Raw genomic sequence first — 24,040 nt, 5'->3', positions numbered from 1 at the left:
AACTGGCAATGATGTATTAAATATATTAATTATCAGTGCATTACAATATATTTTCGCCAATCTAAGTCGCAATTCATTTTATTCTCTATACAAAACCAAGGGCAAAGAAGACGATATTTGAGGCATATCGGTTTAATATTAAACTCAAATTGGATGCCATTACCCGTTTGGGCTGAAAATACGGAAAACCCAAAGGTGTGTTCTGTTAAAGCCTGATTGACTATAAGCGATTTCAAGGCCGTTGGTGTTAATAGGCAATGTTCTGTTTCACTTAACAAGCGGTATAGCGCATCATCAAGAGGCCTCTCCAAGGGTATTTCCTGATTATAGATAACACAGTTCGAATGAACTGATGTGGATAAAAACCATAACCCTGCAAAAAACTTACGTACAGTTCCTCCTGTAAGCTGGCTAAATTTTCAGGTAATGTAAATTACATGGTTCTGACAATGGAGTCCAGGTCACAGGCTACAAATCTCACAATTGTTAGCCAATTCTATCAAATAAATTCATATCGGGCTCATTCCTATTCCCAGGCTCCACCGTCGATGATCCAGAAACAGAAGGCTGCGAACGGAAAAAGCTGCTTTGCCCCGCAAGAAGAGAACTGGATACAGAGCTTCCAGAGCTTTGCCGTGGCATCGCAGAGCCTGTGTCAGATACCTGGGAAGAAGATAGAATAACAATCTCATTCGGCGAATGGGCATGTTCTGTTTCAAGAGCTTGAAAAAGCTTCTCTGTTGGATTATTAGCGACCAATTCTGCAATTCGCCTGTTTGGTATTTTAATATCGGGCGCTTTTTTGAAAAACTCTGCAATAATTTCCAGTCTACGGGCACCACAATGATGAGAAGCCATGGAGATAATGTCTGCTGTTTTAAACCCGAGGCTTACCAGCTCATCATGTTTTGCACGTACGCGTTCCAAATTGACTGCACCGTTACGATGAGAGAGCACGCCGATAATGTCCCTGTTTGAGTAGCCCTGACTTCTAAGCGTTGTGTAATGTTTCATCAATGCCATAAGATTTTGCGCGCCATCTGGACAAGCAGAGACCAGGGCCAGATCCTTATGGTCTAAACCATTCTTCTTGACAAGATTTATCAGGGTATCATGCATTGCAATCAACGCGTCAACAGCTCCATGCTTACCAGCGCCCAGAAATATTGAGTTAATACTCCCTTCTTCATAGCCCAGCGATATCAAAACAGCGCGATATAATTTATAGGCATCTTGATGAAAACCACACTTCCTGTATGTTTGATCTGTCCAGGTTGCCTCTCTTTCGACGGGCTTATCAACAGGCCTGCGGGGTGGTCTGGATGAGCTAGAACCAGCAGACTCAACAACAAAATCAGACATACTGACAGACACGCTAACAGGGCTCGAAACAGCACATGCTGCCCGGGTGTCATCTTTGGCATTAACCAGCCTCTCTAAAGGTTGAACGGAGCGCAGAATGGTTTGAGCCTCCTTACTTTCCATCTGTTCCTGTTTCCTTATGAGATTCTGCAAAATATTTTTAATGGGTGTTGTGGTAACAATTTCTTTTATTATCCCGGTTGCTATCATGACACTGGGCACTCTACTGAAAAACTCTTTAACAATTCTCAATTTGCGCGCGCCGTCCTGAACACATGCTATTTGGATAATATCTCGATTATTCAACCCACCTTCCTCAAGAATCTGATAGCTGTCTATTAGGGCTGGTATGATTTCTAGTCCATCATCACGAGATGCCATTCCCACAATTTCTGCAATTTTAAAGCGGTAATCAATAAGCGTATTATGGTTTTTGCGTACCATGTCCAAATGTTCCGCGCCATTAGTACGCGATACCATCTCCATGATACTCTGAGGCGGATAGCCAAGTACTTTGAGTTCCGCATAATAATGTACCAATCCATCAAGATTTTGGTTGCCGTCTTCGCAGGTGCAGACTTTGATTAGATCTTTATGACTTAATCCGTCCCTCTTGATAAGTCCCATAATAAGTTCATGCTTGTTAACCAAATTATTAACGGTTGTTAGCCAGCCGAGGCCAGGAACCAATTTCCTGATTTCTGCCGTGCTGTAACCCAGCGCACTCAAATTGGCACATGCCTTAAGGTAGGTTTTTTCGCTTATGTTATACTTTGCCAGGTTCTGAATCAGAGCCATTCTTTTTTTCTCTGACATGCTAAACATATTGAAAGTACGGGACGCAACCCATACCTCTTCTGAAGCAACACTTTCTTCACATCGTTGGCTCAACGTGTCGGGTTGTGCCGTGCACCTATCCACATCATCCAGCGATCGCACATATCTGCTCAAAATTGGCCCATTTAATGTGGGGGGACTTGCACCCAGGAGCGTCGTGACCGGGGGTAAAATGAAAACTTCGGGAGACCTGTCAGAGATAACAACCCTATCAATCGGGGCATGAGTCAGTTTCTGCTGACCGTCCAAAATAACCGGCGCGTCTGGTTGTAAGACAACATTTGAAAAGACATTATTAACTCCCAATGATGGGAGGCTTGGGGGAAAAGAAGAGTATTGATGAGCAGTGTCCGCAGAATATGTGGAGGTACATGCATCGTTTCGAACATATGAAATAGTGTTTTTTCCTGAAGCTGTGCGCTGATTTTTAGGTGCGCTGGAACTGCTTGCAAAAGAACTGGAATCCGACGCTTCCTCGCTTCCACGAGCCCGCTTCCCACGCTGAGTAAATACACATTCAGTCCAAATAAACTGCTTTTCTGGTTTGGTTGAAATTGGTCTGGACACATTTTGTCCTGGTTCCCGCTTTTGTCTGGGCCTTGGAGCAACAAATACGTCTGGCAATTGGGTGCTATTATTGACCTCATACTCTGGAGACGTTGGAGTTCTGTCAGGCAAAGGCAATAACAGGCTTTGTTCCAAATCCAGAAAAAAAAGAGGATCAGGCGCCTCGGTATCATCTTCCAGATTGTCTGGCAGCGAATCCATGGCTGTTGTATTTGATAAACAGACAGGCGCGGTTTGCTCTGGATCATCCGATAATGCGGTATTGTCTGCCCCAACCAGTGGTTCACCTGCATCAGGCCAATCCAGGGGGGGTATTAGCGTGTCAAATAAATCCTGGGTATTTTCGGGTGGAAAATCAGAAAAAAAATCATCATATGGCATAATTCGTCCAAATATTTTTTGTACAAATCTGTAATGTCGGAGTATTTTACATGTTAAATATTAAGAAAATATGAACCATTTTTATTCATGCAAAGGGAACCATATGCCACACTTTATGTAATGGAGGAACGGGAGGGAACGTAAGACGGTCTTTTGGACACTTCTTACGCGGTGGGATTAGTTTACACGGGGTTGATTATCATCAACATCATCATCACCGCGATGTTGATTTCTAGCCTGCAAATGAAGTTCACTAATAGGGGTTCTTCCACAGGACCCTTACAGTGACGTAAAAAACAACCAGGTCATTCTATAAGTTATATGGTAGGTCTAATTATAGTATTCATAGTATTCAATAATAGAAACTAAAATATTTAGGATTTTCATAAAAAATATACCCAAACTGTGCCCAATAACGTATTAATTTAAATAAAATCCAATATTTTCAATAAATTAAATAATTATTTCGCGGGTTCGATTCCCGCTGCCTACATCATATAACCTATTGATTTTAAATATTTTTAGTGGGTTGTGTCGCGACCCAACATTCTTGCTCATTGCTCCTGACTTAATTTGATCATAAATCCATTTCTGCTTCTTCTATTATCTTGTGTACATTTCGGAGAAATTGCTGCTGGATGGTTTCCTGCGTATGTATTGCAATCCATACATTTGAGCCATAAGAATCATTAGAGCAAACGGGGAGCGCTGTCTAAGGGCAATTGGATTTATACATGAAATCAGAAGAGCTTTTTGGGGCACTGGATTCTGCTAACATACTGCTTGACGCAGGTGTTTCGAACATTGTCATAGAGCTGAGCAATTTGTTCTCACTTCTTTTCAAATCCTGTTCTTGCGGATGCTGCCATGCTCTTATATGGTGTAACTCATTCAATAGTTGATCCATCAAATCTTTCTCCTCACGCACTCGGTGCATCAGTTCGAGCATTTCAAATTTACAAGGTATAATTTCCTTAAAAATGGACCATAATTTTTGATATTTATTTCTTCGAGAAGCACGATACGATTCACTTTCAGCAAATCTGTTCTCAATCATACTGTATAACTCTTCTGCGTCATTTAAAGCATTTTTGATACCACAACCTAATAAAAAATTAGCGGGCATTAGCGCATCACCAACCAGGCAGTAAGTTCCACCTGATGGTAGTCGTATTGAATAGTTACTTTCAATTTCAATATTCATACTGAATGCTGACGGTGATTCAATGATATGGGTTTTAAAATTTCTATCGTCAAATAGCAATTGCATGACCAGGTCGAACCAGCCTTTTAGCTCTTCTTCATTATAACGTTCAAGAATGCGTTCAGGAATTTCACCTGTGACGTAAACCGTATTATATTCTCTTGAATATTTCAAAAATATTAGTGGCGCACGATCATATTTCCAGCCCAAACTTGTTAACATATCAAGATGTTCCAATGAGATGAAGCGAGATTTTTCGAGCGGACTCAATACAGTTGAATCGTGCATTGTCTTCGGTGCATTTTCGATTGATAGATACATGACACCAAATGCATTGTGTTCAGGATTCTCTAGTTGATAATACTGGATTGCAAACTTAGGATTTTGTCTGTTCCATAATTGAGTAAATGATTTTGATGTTTTACCTGATGCATCAATCAGAAGTTTAAAGCCATGTGTTTCTAATGCTCCCTTAATATTGAGAGTTAACTCTTGTTTTTCTGCATCGACCTTGAGAATGTCAACGTCCCCCATATGAAAACTAAGTTGTTGTTTTTCAAGATCAAATGTTACGGTATAAGCTTCTTCTTGTTCATGAAAAGTATAATTACCCCGAGTGTAAATACATTTTAACTTGTTGTATTGATAGAGTTGTAGTTCTCCAATAGGAATTACAGTATGCTCTTTTTCAATTAATTCAAAAAATGATAAATCCAGTAGATCTTCCGCATTCATCTCAAGACTAGCTGCATCATTAGGCCGAATTAATTGGCAGCTAAAGTTATCCTCGAAGGCCAGAGAGTAGCCTTTGGTACCCAATCGAGTTAGAGCAAAAAATTCACTAATGGTCTCTTCAGTCAAAAAGACCCCTTGTCTGCGACAAAAAATCTCTTCTTCTGTTCTTTTGTCAATTAAGGCAACAGAGTATCCTCTGCTCAGCAACGACAGTGCACTAGCCAAACCGGCTGGTCCCATACCAATAATGTATGCTTTTTTACTCATGTATTTCACAATTAGATGAAATGTGCTGCTATTTTATCATTCAGTTATTAAGAAATTATTATCGATCTGAAATTCGTCGGGATTTGACCTAAAAGCCATCTAATTAAACAATATTAAATTTCTGTCAAGCCTGAGCAACATCAAGAAGGTCAGGCACTGTCTTTTGCTTCCTAGAAATACATTTTGCCTCCCCCTAAGTGTAGGATTGGGTATGTTAATAATGTACGTTATTTTGAGTATTGTTCAAGAATCACGCATCGAATGGTTAAGAACTATTGATTTAAATTTAATAGGAAATACTGGCCCAGTGGTCATTCATGCAGATTGCTTCTTTTTTCAACCATTGATTTATCCAGTAACTGTGGAATTAAATACCTTCACAAGCCATATTGCCAATTCAATCTTAAATATTGGACATGATTTATTGCTTAATGATACTTTAATTGCCCAGGGATCTAGTAAAATTGTTTGGATTGATTTCACAAAACAAAAATCAATCTCGTTGCCAGCATCAATTAGAAAATTGAAAGTAGATTTATTTAAGGACGTATCATGCCGCATTATTTTCTTATCGCTAGTGGGATTAATATTTTCATTTTATTTTTTCTTGATATAGTACTTAACAAGCGGTTACACCGAATTTATTTGCGTCATTTTGTATTTTCAATTCTTGCTATTGTTCTGTTAACTACTTTTTTTATGATGGTTCCTCAATACAACCAAATGCTTGCTTGGGAACGAAATGGTGGATTACTTAACAGCATATTAAGCATTATTGGTGGGCTTTTATTGTTTGATGCATTTGTTTATGTGATGCATCGCTATGTAGAACATGGTATTTTGTGGCGTTGGCATAAATATCATCACACCTTAAAAAATAACAATGACTTGACTTATTATTCTGCCTCTATGGTAGGTCTGGAGGAAAGTGCTTACTACCTCTTTATACAACTTGGCGCGAGTGTTCTTTTTGGCATGGGGCTTATTGAAACCTTAGTTTTTGTAACTTGGGTCATGCAACAGGGTGCATATGTTCATCAGAAAGGCCTACCAAAATTACCTTGGCCCTTATTATCAGCCTGCCACCATAGAACTCACCATTTCAAACCCTCAAGATATTATGGAGGACTTTTTTTATTCTGGGATAGACTAAATAGTAATCATGATATAGACGATCGCGCCTTAAATGGAACGGGTCTGTGAGCCTCAAACATCAAGAGGGCCAGGCCTTGCTGTATGCTAAATGTATTTCTGGGTAGTCGCGATAGGGGTCTGACTGGAAATTATGGTAATTTTTATTAATAAACAATGGATTATCTAAAAATGAACCATGATTTTTGTTCTTACACGTTATTTTGGGGTCCAAAAAGAGCTTCTTAGAGTAATAATTAGGCCTTTTGTCTAGTACCTTATTGTTTATAAATACACTATTTGGGTCAGACCCTTTATGGTTGGGTTATGAAAAGATTGAGTATAAAGTAAATTGAGGAGAGTGATAGCAAGGAGCTTTAGTCGGGCAATTTATTGCCCGACCTAAGCTTGCTTGAAATTGAGCATGGTTGTCCGTATTTGCAAAATAAGAACTCTATCAGGGGTGGTACATTTTGCGATAGAACCATTATTTTGTGCTAATACATTAATAACTCGCGAACCTTATTAATATAACGAGCAAGTTTAGCGTTTTTCACAATAAATTCTTTTAGCGGCGTATTAATGTCAAAATAATAAATATTTGCTAAGAAGCCATAACAGCAAGCATCCAGACTATGGACTGTTTTGCCAAAGATAAAATCATTGTCCGCTAATAAGGCATGAATCACGCTTAAGTCATCAATCCCGGATTGATAAATTTCTTCCTTTGAGTAGCGACCGATACCCTGGTAATTATATTTCTCAATGTTATAGCTTCTTGCATTATCAAGTATGCTTTCTGGCATATCCTGCAATTGTTTTACAAACTCGTTCTTAAATAAGGGCCAAAATTGTTCATCTTGCCAACGCGAATAAGAAATTACCCAATATAAATGACTATCCAGCATTCTAGTAATTAAAAAATGGGTGTGTTTTTGTTCCTTAGTTAATGCTTTATCTATTGAAATTTTATATTTTTCAATCAAATAACTAATTATCATATTACTGTCAGTAACGGTTTCTTGACCATCAATTAAATACGGTAATTGGCCACGTGGGGCATTTTTGGTGTCTAAAATATGCTCATGTTGATAGGGGATTTTTGCTAATCGTAAAAAAGTATCCACTTTTAAACCGAAGGGATTATTATCTGGTAAACCGAATAGTTGCGGGTACGAGTATAAAGTGATCATGTAAATTCCTTATGTTTAACTCCATAAACTCTCAAGAAACCAATGGGTGTTTTATATCTATAAATAGATACTCGGGTTCAATTTTTTCTTCCATTTTAACTCGATTTATTAAGTTTGATTGTAATCGGAAGCGTAGTTTTTATTTCTTAAGTGCAGCCAATTATAAAATGTGTATTCAGAGTATACCCTAGCCTGATGTCATAGGTCCTTCAATTTATTGTCTGAATAGGATTGAACATTGTTATTATTGACGCGTCAATCGACAGGTCTTAGAGTTTAATTTGATCGGATCGATTGGTCCGCAAACCGATGAAATTATTAACCTATTTCTTTACTCGTACTAAGTGTGATTTATGTTGAATTTCAGCATAAGAGAATACGGTAAACAGTCTCCCCGTTTGTTATACCTTTAAATTCGACTGTATTGATAGAAGAGTATCAAATTCAACTTCTTGTTAAAAAATTGTTGCAATCAAAATTGCACGAGTTGTTATCAGATGATGCATAAGAAATAAGATTGTCTCGCCAGTGGTGAGACAATCTCATCTGGATTAAAAAAAATTCTCTTTTCAACTTTTTTAGAAATTAAAATAGGGCGGGGTTAGTTTTACCTAGACAGATCCATTAGGTCTGATTAATTCTCAACTCTGTCTTTAATTAGAAACTCTCTTGAGTATTGCAATTCAAGAGAGTTACTACATTATACGGATTACGAGAGTAGCTTGACTAATGCTTGTGCGGCAGCAGTTGAAGATGCGGGATTTTGCCCCGTAATTAGATGGCCATCAACGATAACAAAACTTTGCCAATTAGGTTTTTTTTCGAATAGCCCCCCTAATCGTTTCAACTCATCTTCTACGAGAAATGGAACTACTTCTGTGAGCTGTACTTCTTCCTCTTCACTGTTGGTGAAGCCGGTCACACGTTTTCCTTTGACTAGAGGAGCCCCTTTATAATTGACATGACGCAGCACTCCTGGGGCATGACATACTAAAGCAACAGGTTTTTCAGAATTATAAAACGATTCAATTAAGCTGATTGACTCAGCACTTTCAGCAAGATCCCACAAAGGACCATGGCCCCCCGGATAGAATAGCGCATCAAAATCTTCTGCTTTCACATTCGCAAGTTTGAATGTTTGGGATAGCTCTTTTTGGGCCCGTTTGTCTTGCTTGAATCGCTGTATAGCCGGAGTCTGATTTTCAGGTAAATCACTCTTTGGATCAATAGGAGGCTGCCCACCTTTAGGTGAGGCTAACGTGAGTTCAACACCGGCATCTTTGAATATAAAATAAGGAGCAGCAAATTCCTCTAACCAGAATCCTGTTTTACGGCCCGTTTTGCCGAGCATATCATGTGAGGTCAGTACCATTAATATGTTCATTCTCGTCTCCTTGATAGAATGCTGAAGATGCCAAGTTCTTTCAGTATAATACACAGTTAAATTACATTTATTAAATTAATGGAAGGAAATTAATAAATGGATCATGATATATAAGAGAGAATTTTAAAAAATAGTTAAAAGATACTGCTCCTCCAACATTAGGGTTAATGGCAGTTTTGACGAGGGGAGTATGATTCCACTATAGAAGCTGTAGTGATTTAACCTTCGAAAAAATAATACTCTATTGAAAAATTAAAATTTTTTAATGACTAAAGAGAAATTGAGAAGGTGATTGATGATATATTTTCTTAAAAAAGTCGGATTACTTTAACTCCCAGACTTAAGCATGCTGCCCCCTTACTCAAATGCATTTATTTTTTGCAAAATGCAACTTAAAATCAATAAGTTAGTATGTATGGCACTGGTCTTGGTTAAATGGATCCGTAAATCGATAAGGAACACAGCTGAAGGGAACATTATTGCGATAAGAGTCAAGATTCATTTCAATTAAAAATTGGCGGCACTGCTTGCGGATATTGATTTTTGCAATAATTGACAAGTGGTCATAATTCATCATTTCGCTGGTTTTTAAGTTGATCATTTCAAGAACAATAATTTCAGGATAGGGTTGCTCATGCCATTCAATGTGTTCATGATTGAGTTGAAATATTATTTTAAAAAAGAGTTCAGATTTAATATGTATTATGTTGTTTGAAGTCGAAATTTTTTTTAATATCGAAGTTGATTTGCAACAACTAAGGCATCCTGACTCGTACGTTCGCTTTCAGAATGAAGGAGACTGGTTCCAAGATCTCGCTTGATCCGGTTTGGCCCCGACATTATTACTTTGTATTATTCTTTAGATCGATAGGTACTTGGGTATCATCATTAGTCTGTTTGTGAATATAGAATGATGATTTGTTATTAGAAACTGATATATTCTTTGTTGTATTCATCACATATGATTTTAGTAAGGTCACGATTTCTTGGTTCTGCTTGCTTCTCTTAGCAAGATTTTCCGCAATACTAAGGGGTGTAGTATCCTCATCTAATATTTGTTTAGGATTGGCGCCACTTTTTAATAATAACTCAATAACGATTGTATTTGATTCTTCAATTGCTCTTGAAAGGGGGGTGTAATTGTTCCCGTCATCCCTGATTTCATTAATCATATGACGGGAAAACCTTGCCTTGTCGACCATGTCACCCATCTCATCTTTTGTAAGAACAGTAGTTAATAAATCATAAAACTTTATAAATTTAAAAGGATCAATATCAGAAAAGTTCATAGCTTTAACATCATTATAAAATAGTTGGGCTTTTATTTCTTCAATATCAGGATATGAAGAAATGTGCGCATCAGATTTACCATACACGGATAATGTTAAATGCAATTCCAGATTATCAAGCGCTTCACCTTTGAAATTTAAAGAGGAAAAAACTTCACGCGCAGCATCCAAACAATTATTATCAGTCGATAGATCAAACGTTTTCGAAGGAACAGTTTTGTTGTCAATAATATTTATCTCTGCATTGGAATCAAAATAGATAAATTTCTGATTGTTTATACAAGCAGCTACAGCATGTGCGGCTCCGATGATGCTAATGCCTTTTCTATTGAGCTGTGGTTGATCTGAAATTTGTTTTAAAAATAAAGCTAATGATGGCACATCAAAATAACTAGCATAGCTTTGCTCACTTTTATACTTCTTGTTATTCCATATCTTATCCCATTGCTTCTGTTTCGTGAAAAAATTATCAGCTGAAAGAAAAAGCTTCTGTGCCTTGTGGCTAGGAGACTGCATGTTCCAATTTTGGTATTCTCGCTCAAATTGAGTATGCTCCCATGCTATTTCATCTCCCATCTGATAACTTCTTGCTAAGCCAATCGCAAACTCAAACTTCCTCTTTAGTGGTGGCGATAAGCTTTCTTTTGATTTGTCCCATTCAATAATTTCTGAGAATATTTCAACGTATTTATCTTCATTGCCATCCAGATAGCATTGGAGCCAAATAGCGGCAAAGCCATTACAATTCCCTTGGGCTAGTGCTGCTTGAATTGCCAAGACATCATCTTTCTGGAAATGTTCAGGATCATCGTCGTGCTGTATTTTCAGGTAATCACGAAACTGATCAAGTATATGGCTTTGTCTCCAAGAAGGACCTAGGTTCATGATGGCTATGCTTTTAAATTCAGCTTTTTCATCGGGTAGGTCAGCAATACAAGCGTAGGGCGTTTTGCCCATTTTATTCTTAATATCATACGAATCATTAAATCCGGTTTCATATGAAAGCGATGCTTCCATCAAATCCAAATTCCCACTCATGATCAGATGGTGAAAAATAGTGTTACCATCATCATCCTGCATGATTGAAAAATCACTATATCGTTCTGTGCGCGCTTGATTAAGTAAAGTCGCTAGTTGCGCTATATGTTCTTCTTTGATTGCCGCTATCACTTGATCAAATAAATCACGCGAGGTTTCATTGGATTCAGTTACCATGATGATCGTTTAAAATTTGTCGTGTTTATTTAATTATAGTTCTTAGTAGGGGGATACGATGGGATGTGGGACAGTTTTGCGTGGTGAAGCTATATGTCGTTGAAATTAATCGACAGTGCTCATCAGTATCGTTTAAATTCCATTATTTTTTGATGGTTATTGTATATCAAAAAACAACTCTCTATCTGTGTAGAGAGAACCTTTGCAGAAAATCCTCTTAGTTGTGCCGCAGCTCTTGAAGTATTTAAAATTTTTGAAGAAGGAAGTATTCTGAACAATGTTGCCGATCTTGCAAAGATACTTCATTCCCGACTTGCTGGATTTAAAAACAAATATAAAGTGGTCGGTGATGTTCGTGGTTTAGGTGTGATGCAGGCCATTGAATTAGTGAAGGATAAAAACACCAAGGAACCTAATAAAGAAGCTGCTGAACAATTATCTAAATACTGTTTGGAACACGGATTAGTGATTTTAACCTGTGGAACCTATGGAAACGTAATTCGACTTCACATGCCGTTAACAACGAATATATCCAATTTGAATCTAGGACTTTCTATTATTGAGGAAGGGCTTAAACAATTAGCCATTTAGATATTGAGTTATGGATTGCATCATCAGGAATTAGGAGCAAGGGTCATTCACAGGATTTTTTCATAAGTAAATGAACAGGCTATAGTGCAGGCTGGTTATCTGTTATTGATTCTATTTTCATAAATTTAGATTATGAACCTATTTTGTGAATGATTATTAAGACTCTGAGGGGACGTCTCAGCGTCTGACCCATTGAGTACTTTATTAATAAATCGAATAGTGGTTATTAATTTTCAGTCGTTGTCATTTTTAATCATTAAGAATAATATTTAAAAAAAATGATTAATATCGGTATTTATTTATGAGTAGTTCATCTCAGCACATTTTAGGTTTATTTGCTCAAGATCCATCAGCGGATCAAATTATTAAGTCCTATTGTAAAGAACATTATCCTGCACTGATGCTTGATGCAGATATGATGGAACAATTACTTTGGTTGCAGACTAACTCTGTAATAACCAGCCAGTCTGATAGCCTGGCTAAGCCCGATCGCGTTAATATAGAAGTGAAACGTATTTTATCTCGTTTAAATTGTCTGCATTTGCTGAGAAGGGAACTGGATATTGCTAAGGATCAAGGGCAATGTTGGCAACAATTTGTGAGTCTCCAATTAGATGATATCAAATTAACTCAAGAGAGTTTTAATCGATTATCCGATTTTATAAGCTCATTGTCTTTGTCTGACTATCAATGTCTGGTTGCAAGTTGTTTTATTACTAAATCTGATAAAGCGGAAGCAAGTGTGCCCACTTCCTTGAAAGCGGATTTACCTGTTGATAGTGAGCAATTTATTAGTTATCTGGTTGCTGAATGTCCCGAAGTGCTCCCAATCTGTAGACAAATGGATCAACCTACACGTGAATTACTCTCTTTTGTCTTCTATAAAAATTGCCATGCTCGACATATGCTCGATATGGAGGGTGGGCACAATATGCTCTTCGCACTTAAGGAAGGAATTGAAAGCAAGTCAATCAACCAGGCTAAATTGAATCTTTGGTTTGCACGCTGGATTATTAATATCGCGGGTATTGACGGACATATTAAATCCGCTGGTTCAAGTTTTTTGACAGAGCCAATTGCTGGTTGTATTTTTGCATTGAAAAACGAATTGGATCAATTATTAACGAATATTGATCATCCTGTGCTTGAAAATTATCTGGCTAATCGCGCCAGCAAATTAGGAGTGTCTAATAATTATCTAGCGGCACTTGGGGCATTAATGCGTAAAAATACGCCTGAAGTAGGGGGGCAAATTCAGGGTTGGTTTAATTCACTAACCAATGAGGAACAACAAGAAAAATTAAACTTTTTCGAACAGCAATTAAAATCAATCAAAATTACGCCAACCTATAAACCCACAGTTCTATTAAATTTGCTTGATATGGGCTATTCAGTAACCAGAACTGTTGAGATCTTTTCCCGAATTGAAATGGCGGCTCTGCAAGCATGGACTAAAGCGATTGATTCAGATGTTCTTTTGGGTACCACCCCGTTATCGTTCCGGTTAATTGCATATCGAGAGAACTTGCCAAGAATTATTGATCTGATTGAAGAAGATGCACTTCATTTTGATATCAAAGATGATGGTTGTTTGGTTGTAGCTCCCGTACCAACTCTAACCCTTCAACCAGGGTGAGTACATAATAATCTGTAGTTGGGTATCAACGTGTCGAAAAATGTTATTTCCTACTTACCAGTCCTCAGCCAACCCTCAATATATTTGATGGTTTCATCAATAGTATTGACTGCTTGCTGGAAGAGTAAATCAAATAATTCACGTTGTCCTGATTTCCAATATCTCTCAACATATTGGCATGCGTATTTCAACCGAGTTGTACCTACATATACTGCCCCACCTTTGATTTTATGGGCTGTCTTTTCAATCAAAGGATAATCTTTAAGTTCAAATGCTTTTTTCATTTGTATTAAATCAGCGGGAAGATCATAGGTCATTAAGATCAACATCTCTTTAAGAATATCGATAGTTCCACAATTTTTTAAAGCTTCCTCACTGTCAAAAAGGACAAATTGATCTATTTGAAATAATTCTTCTTTAGTCGCAGGGAGATCGATACCTATTGAGTTTGGCGTTGTATCTAAACGAGCAGTCTTGGGTAATGAGGAGTCAGTTATATAAGTTTTAATTAACGAGTGAATCAGTTCTATATTTGCCGGCTTTGAAAATACATCGTTCATTCCTGAGGCAATACATTCATCATACGCTGCATCACGGGCATGACCTGTTAATCCAATAATGGGTTGAGAACTCTGGTTGTGCGTTTGCTCCCAAGTGCGAGTTAATGCACAAAATTCAGTACCTGAAATTCCTGGCAATCCAATGTCCGTAATAATCAGGTCGAAATGATGTAACTTAATTAGGTTTAAAGCTTCTTCTCCATTTGTTGCTGTTTTAAATTGACATCCTGCCTTAGTTATTAGTGATTCTAATACAACAAGTGCTGTTGGATTGTCTTCTATTAATAAACAAAGAGGGGATAGAGTGTTGGCGTTCTCGATTTTATCAATTGATAAAGAGGAAGCAGGTTTTTTATTATGTTTTGATGGTTGTACTGTCTCGTTTTGAGATATGTGACATGGCAAATCAAATTGAACTGTACTGCCAACTCCTTCTTGACTGATTACAGTAATGTGTCCACCTAACTGCTCAACGTAGGTTTTGGCAATGTGTAGTCCTAATCCATATCCTTTGTATATTCCTTTATAAGAAGGGGAGGAGCGATAAAAACGTTCAAATACCTTGGTTTGTAGTTCTTTGGGGATGCCAATTCCAGTGTCAGATACACTAAACTGCAATTGTACTCTATCTTTTTTTCGTTCCACGCACTTAATAGTTAGGGTTATATGGCCAGATTTAGTAAATTTAACGGCATTACTTAATAAATTTAAAAGGATACGTTGAATTTTTTTACGATCACTAATAATTATTTGCGGAACTGCTTCATCCATTTCCACAAAAAGTCCTAAACGCTTTGTAGTGGTAGTAGGGCGTTCCAATTTGATTAAATCATCAACGCATTGATGAATATTAAATGGTGCTAAGTGTGGCTCTCCGTCGTTGATGGTACCCGCTTTAATATCATCCAATATGTCATTCAGCATGGAAAGAAGCTCTTCTCCACTATCATGAATGATATGAGCTTCAAATTTTTGTTCTTCATTTTCTAATGAGTTTTCTAAAAGTTCTGCCATTCCAATCACACCAGAAAGTGGTGTACGGATGTCATGCCCCATATTGGCGATGAATTCTGTTTTAGCGCGATCAGCTGCTTCAGCAGCTTCTTTTGCTAATTTCAGATCGTGCTCCATTTTTTTTCGTTCGGTTATGTCAGTGGAAATGCCCAGCATTCCCATGATATTGCCATGACCATCGTATAATGGAACTTTCTTTGAGATATAAATTAGTTTTGTTCCATCAGGTTGATATAAAGGTTCTTCCAAGCTTAATGACATACCGTGTTCTATAACTGATTTATCAGATTTTTTATAAAAAGCAGCAGATTTTTTGTCATATAAATCGGCATAAGTTTTACCCACAATATCATGACGTGAAGGCAAATTAAGCAGTTTTGCCATGCTGTTGCTGCACCCTAGATAAATATAATCTTTATTCATCCAATAGACGCTGACTGGAATTTCAGCGATGATGGTGTCTAAAAAATCAAAAGTAACTTTGTTGATGTTGTCTGCAGGTACTAATTTATTCTCATGAGGCTGTTTACTCGTAGACCTTTCTGATTTTTTATTGAGTGTTTTGACTAGTACTGCATAACATAGACAGGAATAATTCTTAATTTGTAAGGTTATTTGGTTTAATTGGGTAGAACTACATTTTTGTAACTCATGAATTGAACAAATCTGAGTTAATGAAGATCCTAAGATGTTTGTTTTCTTAATATTTAATTTGTGTTCTGCACTTTGATTAATGTCTAGGACACGATATTCTTCGGATAACACAAGAAGTGGTTCTTGTATGATGTGAAGAAGCATTGATAGCGCATGTCCATCTAAAATTGTCATTGCATTAGCAATCCATTGTTACACTATTATTTGGGGATAGAAACAATCCAACGCTTAATATTCTATAGCACAGTATCTAATGTGTTTAAACTTTCATTTAATTTATTCGCTAAAATGAACAGATTTGGCTCAGAAAACATACTTTCATGAGTACCAGGCACTAAATGACAGATAATTTCCTCTGAGGTATAGTTATCCCACCAATTCAAAGGGGCTTCAAAGTTAAATAATTCGGTGAGTGTTTCAGATTTAAATAAAATAAATTTTGATCTTATAGGCGGTACTTTATAGTGCATCAACATTTTTTCTCTATGCCACTGCAATTCTAATAATGTATCTGAATTTTTTATATCGAATTTCATATGGTGTTCCAAAATCCGTTTATTCTGTTCTCGCATAAATTCTTTGAAGTGCTCTTCATTGCGTTGCAGAGCAGGGTATTCAGCCCAACCATCCAGTGAAATTATCGCTTTAATTGGTTCATTCATCTCTTGAAATTGCCTTGCGATTTCAATAGCAACGGTGCTTCCGAACGATGCACCGCCTATCAAGTATGGTCCATGATGTTGTATTTTTTGAATGGCTTTAATGTAGGTGGATGCCATTTCTTCCAAATTCTTAAAAAAGAACTCATGATGTTCGAGGCCTGGATCTTGAAGTCCATATAATGGCACGTCTTTATTGATGTATTTTGCTAGCGCTTTGTACCAAAAAATGCTGCCTCCAATTGGATGAATAAAGAATAATGGTGTTTGGGTACCCGATTTTTTTAGTGGAATGATAATCCGATCAGATAAGATGAAAGGATCCGATTGCTTGGAGTGCAGTAATAGTTCTATCTCCATTGCAAGAGAATGAATCGTGGGTAAATCAAATAACAGGCGCAAGCTTAATTTAATTGAAAAGTGTTCTTTAATGCGTGAAATAATATTCATCGCGGTTAATGAGTGACCGCCCAATTCAAAAAAATCGTCATGAATGCTTAAACGCTCTCTGTTTAAAACGGAGCACCAAATATCATGGAGCGTTTGTTCTATCTCATTTTGAGGCTCACAATGTTCTTGATTTAAATACAGTTGTTTTAAGGGAGTAAGTGGACTTTTTCTATCGAGTTTACCACTTGGTGTAGTGAGTAGCTTATCGACTACATAAAAACGGGTTGGAATCATGAACTCTGGAAGTTCATTTTTTAACAAGCTTCGAATTTCTGATGCGGTGATAGGTTCGTCGTCCAGGAGTATTAAGTAGGCTGATAAGGACATTTCACCAAGTGGGGTAGCCTCAGGTTTAACCAGGCATTGATAGATAGAGGGAATTTTATCCAGACAGGATTCAATTTCACTTATTTCTACTCTAAACCCACGAATTTTAACTTGGCTGTCTTGTCGTTCATGATATTCAATAGTTCCATTATTTTGCCACTTCACTAAATCCCCTGTTTTATAAAGCCTATCGGTTGCTCGAGTTGCAAAAGGATTAGGTAAAAACTTTTGTTGTGTTAGTTCTTCATTATGGAGATAACCCTTGGATAATCCATCGCCTGAGAGATACAGCTCACCAATTATGCCTGTAGGAACAAGTTGCATATGATCGTCTAAAATATAGGCTTTTGTATTAGCAATTGGTGAACCGATACGACTTACAGGTACCATTGCATCTTGAGGTGTACAAGTTAACGTGAGCGAGTCAATAGTAGCTTCCGTGGGACCATATAAATTATGTAAGGCACATTGAGAGGGTTGATGTTCAAAAAAAGCATGGATTGTTTCAGGTAATAAAACTTCGCCACCGCAAAAGACATGTCTTAATGAAGTGCATGAAGAAAAGCCAGGGGTTAAGGTCATTTCGCGCAGCATGGACGGTACCAATTGAAGAATGCTGACTTGATTCGTACTGACCAGGTTGATTAACTCTTTAGGACTGGCATGAGCATCATCCGGGGCGATGATCAGGGTTGCACCCATCCAAAGGGGTATAAAAAATTCCCATACAGATGCATCAAATGAAAAAGGTGTTTTTTGCAAAAATACGTCTTGTTCGTGAAAATCATAGGCACTTCGCATCCATTCCATATGATTACACGCTGACCTATGCGAAATTGGAACGCCTTTAGGCGCACCTGTAGTGCCTGAGGTGTAAATCACATAAGCTAAATCTGATGACTGAGTCAAAGGGCGTGGATTATAAGAAGGAAACTGCTCAGATTCTATTGCCTCTGTAACATCAATGATGAAGCCTTCATATCCATGAATAGGTCTTGAAACAGAATTCTTATGAGTCAAGAGAACAGCAGATTGGCTGTTGTCGAGCATGTATTTAATCCGTTTATCAGGATAATGAGGATCTAGAGGTAAATAGGCTGCTCCTGATTTCAATATACCAAGGATACTGATTAGCATGTACATACCACGATGGATGTAAATGGACACTATGTCATTTGGTTTTATTCCCTGGTTAATTAAGCAATGAGCTAATTGATTGGCTTTTTGATTCAGCTCTTCATAGGTTATCGTTTCATTTAGAAATTTGGCAGCTATCGAATGAGGAGATGTATCTGCTTGAGTCTCAATTATCTCATGCAGTAATCGATTAACATCATATCTTTGTTGAGTATTATTCCAAACTTCTAATTGAGTTTGTTCTTCACTATTCGTTAGAAGGGAGAGTTCATGCAGTTTTTTTTGAGGATGGGTCAGTGCGTCTTCTAATAAGGTATTGAGATGTTGTTCCATATGAGTAAAGTAGGTATACGATTCCTCATAAGATGACCAATTGGTATTATTATGAAGGAATAGGAGTGAACCATCTTCTGCTATGTAGAAATTTAATTTTTTATGATTTAACTGATCAGGGCGATTTGATGGATCAAAAAAAGAAATACTGATGTCTATTTCCTGGGTTAATCCGCTCAATTGAGGATAACGTATAAATATGTCTTTAGAGTAAGTTTCAAATGGACGAAGACGTTCCTGCTCCTGTTCAATAAGTAACACCACATCACGAATATTGAGCTCGCTATCAAAATGAGTGGTGAATGGAACATGCTGTTCCAGCACATTGTCTAAAATGCCAACTTTTGCTCTCAGGGATGTTGGGCTGTAGTCCACAGTAAAATTTTTATAGTTATTCAGTCGATAGATGTATGAAAGAAGCAGACTGAAAAGGATATTTTTTAAGGGTACTTGTTGATTTTTAAACAAAAGTTGAGCCTTATTCAGTAAATTAGAGCCTATTTGTATTGGAGTGAATATTGGGTTAATGACTAAATGAGGTTCATTTTTTGTTGATAGGTTTGATAAAAAAGAGACTCCACCATGAATGCATTTTAAATGTTCTTTAATCCAAAATTGTTCCAAACTTGGTTCAATCAGGGCAGGGTGCAACGCCAAACATTGGATATAGTGTTCATCTAAGTCAATAAGTCTTTGACCTACAGACAGTCCCGCCTCATCAATGAGCTGTCCTATCGGAACCTCTTCTCCTGAAAGATTCATTAATTCATAAAGAATGATGTCCGTAGTTTGAGTGGCAATCTGTAAGTCAGTAGTGGAGCAGTGCACCAGTGTTCCTGGTTCTTTGTTGGATGAGATTCCCAGTTTTCGGTACGATTTGATGACTAAAACCTGTTCGTTAACGATTATTTTAGGAGTTACTAATTCATTTTGATATTCACCGAAAGTCAGCGCGCGACACAAACGATCAATGTATTCTGAATCGGTGTTCCATGAAATAAATCCATAATAAACTGGTTTATTTTTTAATCCGAAGTACGTGCGATGAGATAAATCTTGTTTCATTCGGTTGACAGTGTTTAAAGCCAATTCATCTACTAATTCTTGAAAGGCTTGTACTGCCTGTTCGTAGCATTTTAGATTTAAACTAAGAGCTGTTTCATCCTCATCTATTGCAAACCGTGGTTGTTTTAAAATATCCCCTGCATCGATGTGTTCATGCATGATGTGCCAGCTAATCGCATGTTCTTTTTCATCATTAATAATTGCCCAGGATGTGGCGTATAAGCCAGCGTACCTAGGTAATGGACTGTTATGGTAATTAATGGCATAAATGCGTGGTATGTTGAGAATGGAGGGTGGAAGAATTGTGTTATTTGCAATGCTAAATAAATAATCACAAGTTTGGTTCTTATAATGTTGTTCAAACTCTTCAATATTTTTTATGCAGGGTATGGCGTTCGCTTTACACCATTTTTTTATTCGATTTGATTGCGAGATTAATCCAAGTAACTGGTGCTTTTTGGCAAGGATAATGGATGCACATTGTAAGGTAATATTATCATCTCCGATGAGATAACAACTGAATGACTTATCTTGCACGATTATTTGCCCTTTCTATTGTTCTTATTCCTGGATTTCCACGAACACTATTGATTGTTTTTAATTCAAGATGGTGAGAATAGTATAGCATAATGAGTTATAGTGAATCACCTGGTGCTTTTATTGTCTCTAATGGATTTTTTGTGTTCATTTCTATGTTCAGAATGGAGTAGTGCAGGAACATTGGGGATATAATGGAGTTCAAGGATGGTTTGGAGAGTGAATGTGGAATGAAAACCTGGGATACGGCCCTTTGGGCCTTCTCCCAGGCTTCGCCTGCTGGGTTAAATGGTATTTATATGATCATCAGTAAAGAACGTGGGGGATGATTTTTAGACGGCTCCGAGTTTTGTTCATTGATCAATCAGGTTGATTTTGTAATATCTCTAAATTGGAAATGATTCAGGGCTTCGCATGATTCGCTACTTAGCCGTAAAATTAGAAATTCAAGGCTTGGCCTTGCACGTTCTTAGTAGATAGAGTGAATCTTTTTCATCCAATGAAACAACTATTTTAAAATAAATTTGCGGCAAAAATACACTATATTTTCCTACGTAACGCTTTCTTTTTTATATAAATTTCCGTTAATATGGCAAGCAAATTTACTCTTTGTTAATTAAGTCAGTCTAATTCTGCTCAAACCATCAGGATCAATACCATGTATTTTTTTTATAGAAAATCAAATACCTCTATCACTAACTCCGAGGTTACTATTAGGGTTTGTACGAATGATAGTGATTATCAACAATCAATCATCAGGAACGTTTTTTCCAAATTGGCCTATATGGGTATGGCTTTAGCCAATACGTTTCAAGTAGCCACCTGGTTTAAAGGGTATAAAGATCCTAATGCCTTCCATCATTTTTTAACAGCGTTGTATGCCAAAGTTCCAAATGATGCTTTGGAGATTTTAAATCTATCTGTCCTGGTTCCCCAATTTCCATTTGAAGAAATCAGCCAAGCGGTAATTAATGCAATCGTTTACGACATTCCACTCAGCGAGTCACTTGCTAAATGCGAAATTAAATTGGTGCAGCAAGTGTTGGCTTTTGGCGCTCCATCAGTTGTTAACGCACTGCGCAAAATACCTCGGGCTGAAACTACATCAGAGAAGTATTATAGTGATAATCCAGATGTCCCCAAAATTTCGGGTGGAGATGCCTTTTCTTCGGTTTTAGAAGCAGTTGGAATGGGCATTTTAAGTGCTGACGATAAAACCCATGCTCTTTTTAATAAACAAATGATTGAAACCCTAACTATTCAATCGTTTGATAGCACTGAAAAATATAAAGACAATCCCTATAAAACACATTTTATCAATGTGGTAAGAGAGCAAACGAGTGAGTTGCTCAATCAATTCCGTAAGCATGCTAAAAAACAAAAGCCGTTTACTCCTGATTTTCTTTCGTTTTCCTTGAGAATTTTTTTAAATGGGTTTTATCCACCAGAAAATGAAAGACAAGAACAGGAAAACTGGTCAGAGGATTTTATACAGGGTCTGTCCAATGCCATAGCAGAAGTCTCTGATGACGCGTTTAAATCCATTATGAGTCCATATTCAAATAAAGAGGATTTGAGGACTCGCGCTCGTGACCAACTTAATCCATTTATCAATAAAATTATGGAGCGAAAACAAAACTTTTATCTCGGTGATGAGTATGTTAAAAAAGTAAGCGAGGATGAGTTAAGGCAAATCATTATCTCATTATTGTTTGCTGGGGGAGACAATATTAAAAAATACCTGGATCACTGTTTCGTTGAGTTTGGACGCGATGATATCAAGCAAAAATACCTACGAAGTGAACAAATTCGCGATGAAAAATGGCCTGAAAGTCTTGACCTGCTGCTTAAAGAAGTTGGTCGTCTTTACACGACCATCTATGCTCAGCCAGGAAAAGCCCTGCAGGATTTTGTGATAGAGTATCAGGGGGTTACAATTTTTGTTCCTGCTGGCACGGAGCTGCATTATACAACCTGGCAGGCCAATACATCGCGAGAATGGGGGGAGTATGCGAACGAATTTAACCCAGAGGAAAACAGCAAATACTATAAGCAACTGAATCCGTTGGCAACTTTTGGTTCAGATAATCGAGTTTGTCGCGGTAAAACCCTGACTATTGCGCTTTTAACTCATGTTGTATCGCAAACATTGGCCGAGTTTGAAATTGAATCCTTCGTTGATAACAAAAAAAATTATCACCCACAATTAAAAGGGTTTAATAACGGTGTTGGTGGTCAGCCTGAATATCTTTTTAGATTCAGGGACAAAAAACCAGCTGTCGTGCCGATTGCTGAAGCTGGATTTTTTGCTTTAGATGGTAACCAGGAGGAAAATTCCACAGTGATGACACGACCAAACCGCATAAATTCGGGAAGATGATTGCTTTGTAAGGGATGATAAAAATTCATGGTGCATGATTACTTTTAACTGTATTGATACGTGCATTCTTTTGGTAAGCTGGCGTAGCCTGCGAGTAGGCCCAAAGGGCCGTATCCCAGGTTTTCATTTTACTTCCATAGCGCAACAAACCCCTATAAAATGCCATTCAAAGGAAATCCAACTTCATCAACAAATAGGGTCTACTTTCGCAGAGATTTTACGCCTGGCGGTACTTATTTTTTTAATCTTACTTTTTAGAAATCGGAACTCACAATTAATAGCCAATCATATTGACCTGTTGGAGGAGATCTTACTTTTCATTATCTTAAAACAAAAGACAAGATCTGAACCTCATTTTCATTATGTTCAGACGGGAATAATCCAAGAACATTGGGGATATGATGGTGTGCACGGAGCGTTTGGAGAGTGAATGAAATTGGACTGAAAACCTGGGATACGGCCCTTTGGGCCTACTCCCAGGCTACGCCTGCTGTCGATATGCCGCCAAATTAATCTTGTGGCATATCTGACTTGTGCTTATATACGGCATTTTCAGGAATATCTGTAGCTGAATAGACACTTATTATTTTGAATGGTTTCTTTGCATCGAGATTAATAAAATTATGAGGAATCCCTTGGGGGATGAAGATCATATCACCTGCTGTGACGGTTGAGTTTTTGCCATTGAGAATCGATTTAGCATGACCTTCAACAACAAATATGACCTGATCAAATTGATGAGTTTCTACCCCAATCTCATTGTTTGGGTTGGTCTTAGGGGTGATATTCATCAATACTACCTGTGCATCTTTACCTGTCACAAGGGCTAACTTCCAGTTTTCATTTTTTTTAGCCATTTCAAAAATTTGGGGAGAAATAGCCGCATTGATTTTATTATCAGCTACGCTTTCTTTTGAACTAGCAAATGATGATGTTGCGATTAAAGTTGACATTAATAACGTAGATATCAAAGTTGTTTTTATTCCTTGTCCGTTCATAAAAGCTCTCCATAATTTAAAATTAGCTAGTTAATCCGCATCAATTTGTGATCTTCATTTTTTCTTCTACACGTGGTTCAGTATCGCTTAAAAACTGTAATTGCTTATCCGTCAAACAGCGTAATAAATGCAAA

The 24,040-nt window shown here is 37.4% G+C and carries 13 protein-coding genes and 1 pseudogene; 4 read left to right on the top strand and 10 right to left on the bottom strand.

Features of this window, described 5'->3' with window-relative positions; all coding sequences use genetic code 11:
* Positions 1-32: 32 nt before the first annotated feature.
* From IZU94_RS06320 to IZU94_RS06310, 3 genes are all read right to left on the bottom strand, one after another.
* Entirely contained in the window at positions 33-311 is a 279-nt protein-coding gene (locus IZU94_RS06320) for a hypothetical protein (RefSeq protein ID WP_203109066.1), read from the bottom strand.
* Positions 312-486: 175 nt separating this feature from the next.
* Entirely contained in the window at positions 487-3,147 is a 2,661-nt protein-coding gene (locus IZU94_RS06315) for a hypothetical protein (RefSeq protein WP_203109064.1), read from the bottom strand.
* A 712-nt stretch (positions 3,148-3,859) separates the two neighbouring features.
* Positions 3,860-5,353, bottom strand: a complete 1,494-nt coding sequence (locus IZU94_RS06310; protein WP_304600807.1) for a hypothetical protein — start codon at positions 5,351-5,353, stop codon at positions 3,860-3,862.
* Positions 5,354-5,905: 552 nt separating this feature from the next.
* On the opposite strand from IZU94_RS06310, the gene IZU94_RS06300 reads away from it, so the two are divergent.
* Positions 5,906-6,556, top strand: coding sequence for a sterol desaturase family protein (locus IZU94_RS06300; protein WP_203109060.1), 651 nt, complete (start codon positions 5,906-5,908; stop codon positions 6,554-6,556).
* Positions 6,557-6,981: 425 nt separating this feature from the next.
* On the opposite strand, the gene IZU94_RS06295 is transcribed toward IZU94_RS06300, so the two are convergent.
* From IZU94_RS06295 to IZU94_RS06285, 3 genes are all read right to left on the bottom strand, one after another.
* Positions 6,982-7,677, bottom strand: a complete 696-nt coding sequence (locus tag IZU94_RS06295) for a glutathione S-transferase C-terminal domain-containing protein (protein WP_203109058.1) — start codon at positions 7,675-7,677, stop codon at positions 6,982-6,984.
* A 709-nt stretch (positions 7,678-8,386) separates the two neighbouring features.
* A complete protein-coding gene (locus IZU94_RS06290; protein WP_203109056.1) occupies positions 8,387-9,061 on the bottom strand; it encodes a type 1 glutamine amidotransferase domain-containing protein in 675 nt (224 codons plus the stop codon).
* An 842-nt stretch (positions 9,062-9,903) separates the two neighbouring features.
* Entirely contained in the window at positions 9,904-11,565 is a 1,662-nt protein-coding gene (locus IZU94_RS06285) for a hypothetical protein (protein ID WP_203109053.1), read from the bottom strand.
* A gap of 198 nt (positions 11,566-11,763) precedes the next feature.
* On the opposite strand from IZU94_RS06285, the pseudogene IZU94_RS06280 reads away from it, so the two are divergent.
* Both IZU94_RS06280 and IZU94_RS06275 read left to right on the top strand, forming a co-directional pair.
* A pseudogene (locus IZU94_RS06280) lies at positions 11,764-12,156 on the top strand (aminotransferase class III-fold pyridoxal phosphate-dependent enzyme); the annotation flags it as partial.
* Between the two features lie 301 nt (positions 12,157-12,457).
* The gene (locus IZU94_RS06275; RefSeq protein WP_203109052.1) at positions 12,458-13,792 is read left to right on the top strand and encodes a hypothetical protein; all 1,335 of its coding nucleotides are present in this window, start codon (positions 12,458-12,460) and stop codon (positions 13,790-13,792) included.
* A gap of 50 nt (positions 13,793-13,842) precedes the next feature.
* Here IZU94_RS06275 and IZU94_RS06270 read toward each other — a convergent pair whose 3' ends face one another.
* Positions 13,843-16,194 carry an ATP-binding protein gene (locus IZU94_RS06270; RefSeq protein WP_203109050.1) on the bottom strand — a complete coding sequence of 784 codons (2,352 nt, stop codon included), beginning with the start codon at positions 16,192-16,194 and terminating at the stop codon, positions 13,843-13,845.
* Positions 16,195-16,256: 62 nt separating this feature from the next.
* Complete coding sequence (locus IZU94_RS06265) at positions 16,257-20,528, bottom strand: amino acid adenylation domain-containing protein (RefSeq protein WP_203109048.1); 4,272 nt, start codon at positions 20,526-20,528, stop codon at positions 16,257-16,259.
* A 658-nt stretch (positions 20,529-21,186) separates the two neighbouring features.
* Between IZU94_RS06265 and IZU94_RS06260 the strand changes: the two genes are divergently transcribed.
* A complete protein-coding gene (locus IZU94_RS06260; RefSeq protein WP_203109046.1) occupies positions 21,187-22,908 on the top strand; it encodes a cytochrome P450 in 1,722 nt (573 codons plus the stop codon).
* 25 nt (positions 22,909-22,933) lie between these two features.
* On the opposite strand, the gene IZU94_RS18165 is transcribed toward IZU94_RS06260, so the two are convergent.
* Together IZU94_RS18165 and IZU94_RS06255 are read right to left on the bottom strand one after the other, a co-directional pair.
* The gene (locus IZU94_RS18165; protein ID WP_238400686.1) at positions 22,934-23,074 is read right to left on the bottom strand and encodes a hypothetical protein; all 141 of its coding nucleotides are present in this window, start codon (positions 23,072-23,074) and stop codon (positions 22,934-22,936) included.
* Between the two features lie 343 nt (positions 23,075-23,417).
* Positions 23,418-23,906: a cupin domain-containing protein gene (locus IZU94_RS06255; RefSeq protein WP_203109044.1), complete on the bottom strand. Its 489-nt coding sequence runs from the start codon at positions 23,904-23,906 to the stop codon at positions 23,418-23,420.
* Positions 23,907-24,040 lie beyond the last annotated feature (134 nt).

Source organism: Legionella bononiensis (assembly GCF_016786215.1).
In the GTDB taxonomy this organism is placed as follows: Bacteria; Pseudomonadota; Gammaproteobacteria; order Legionellales; family Legionellaceae; genus Legionella; species Legionella bononiensis.
This window is presented reverse-complemented; position numbering and strand designations above follow the sequence as displayed.

Bases quoted from the DNA above. Each gene is read 5' to 3' on its own strand.
- IZU94_RS06315 (WP_203109064.1), bottom strand. From the start codon at position 3,147: ATGCCATATGATGATTTTTTTTCTGATTTTCCACCCGAAAATACCCAG.
- IZU94_RS06310 (WP_304600807.1), bottom strand. From the start codon at position 5,353: ATGAGTAAAAAAGCATACATTATTGGTATGGGACCAGCCGGTTTGGCT.
- IZU94_RS06300 (WP_203109060.1), top strand. From the start codon at position 5,906: ATGCCGCATTATTTTCTTATCGCTAGTGGGATTAATATTTTCATTTTA.
- IZU94_RS06295 (WP_203109058.1), bottom strand. From the start codon at position 7,677: ATGATCACTTTATACTCGTACCCGCAACTATTCGGTTTACCAGATAAT.
- IZU94_RS06290 (WP_203109056.1), bottom strand. From the start codon at position 9,061: ATGAACATATTAATGGTACTGACCTCACATGATATGCTCGGCAAAACG.
- IZU94_RS06285 (WP_203109053.1), bottom strand. From the start codon at position 11,565: ATGGTAACTGAATCCAATGAAACCTCGCGTGATTTATTTGATCAAGTG.
- IZU94_RS06275 (WP_203109052.1), top strand. From the start codon at position 12,458: ATGAGTAGTTCATCTCAGCACATTTTAGGTTTATTTGCTCAAGATCCA.
- IZU94_RS06270 (WP_203109050.1), bottom strand. From the start codon at position 16,194: ATGACAATTTTAGATGGACATGCGCTATCAATGCTTCTTCACATCATA.
- IZU94_RS06260 (WP_203109046.1), top strand. From the start codon at position 21,187: ATGTATTTTTTTTATAGAAAATCAAATACCTCTATCACTAACTCCGAG.
- IZU94_RS18165 (WP_238400686.1), bottom strand. From the start codon at position 23,074: ATGGCATTTTATAGGGGTTTGTTGCGCTATGGAAGTAAAATGAAAACC.
- IZU94_RS06255 (WP_203109044.1), bottom strand. From the start codon at position 23,906: ATGAACGGACAAGGAATAAAAACAACTTTGATATCTACGTTATTAATG.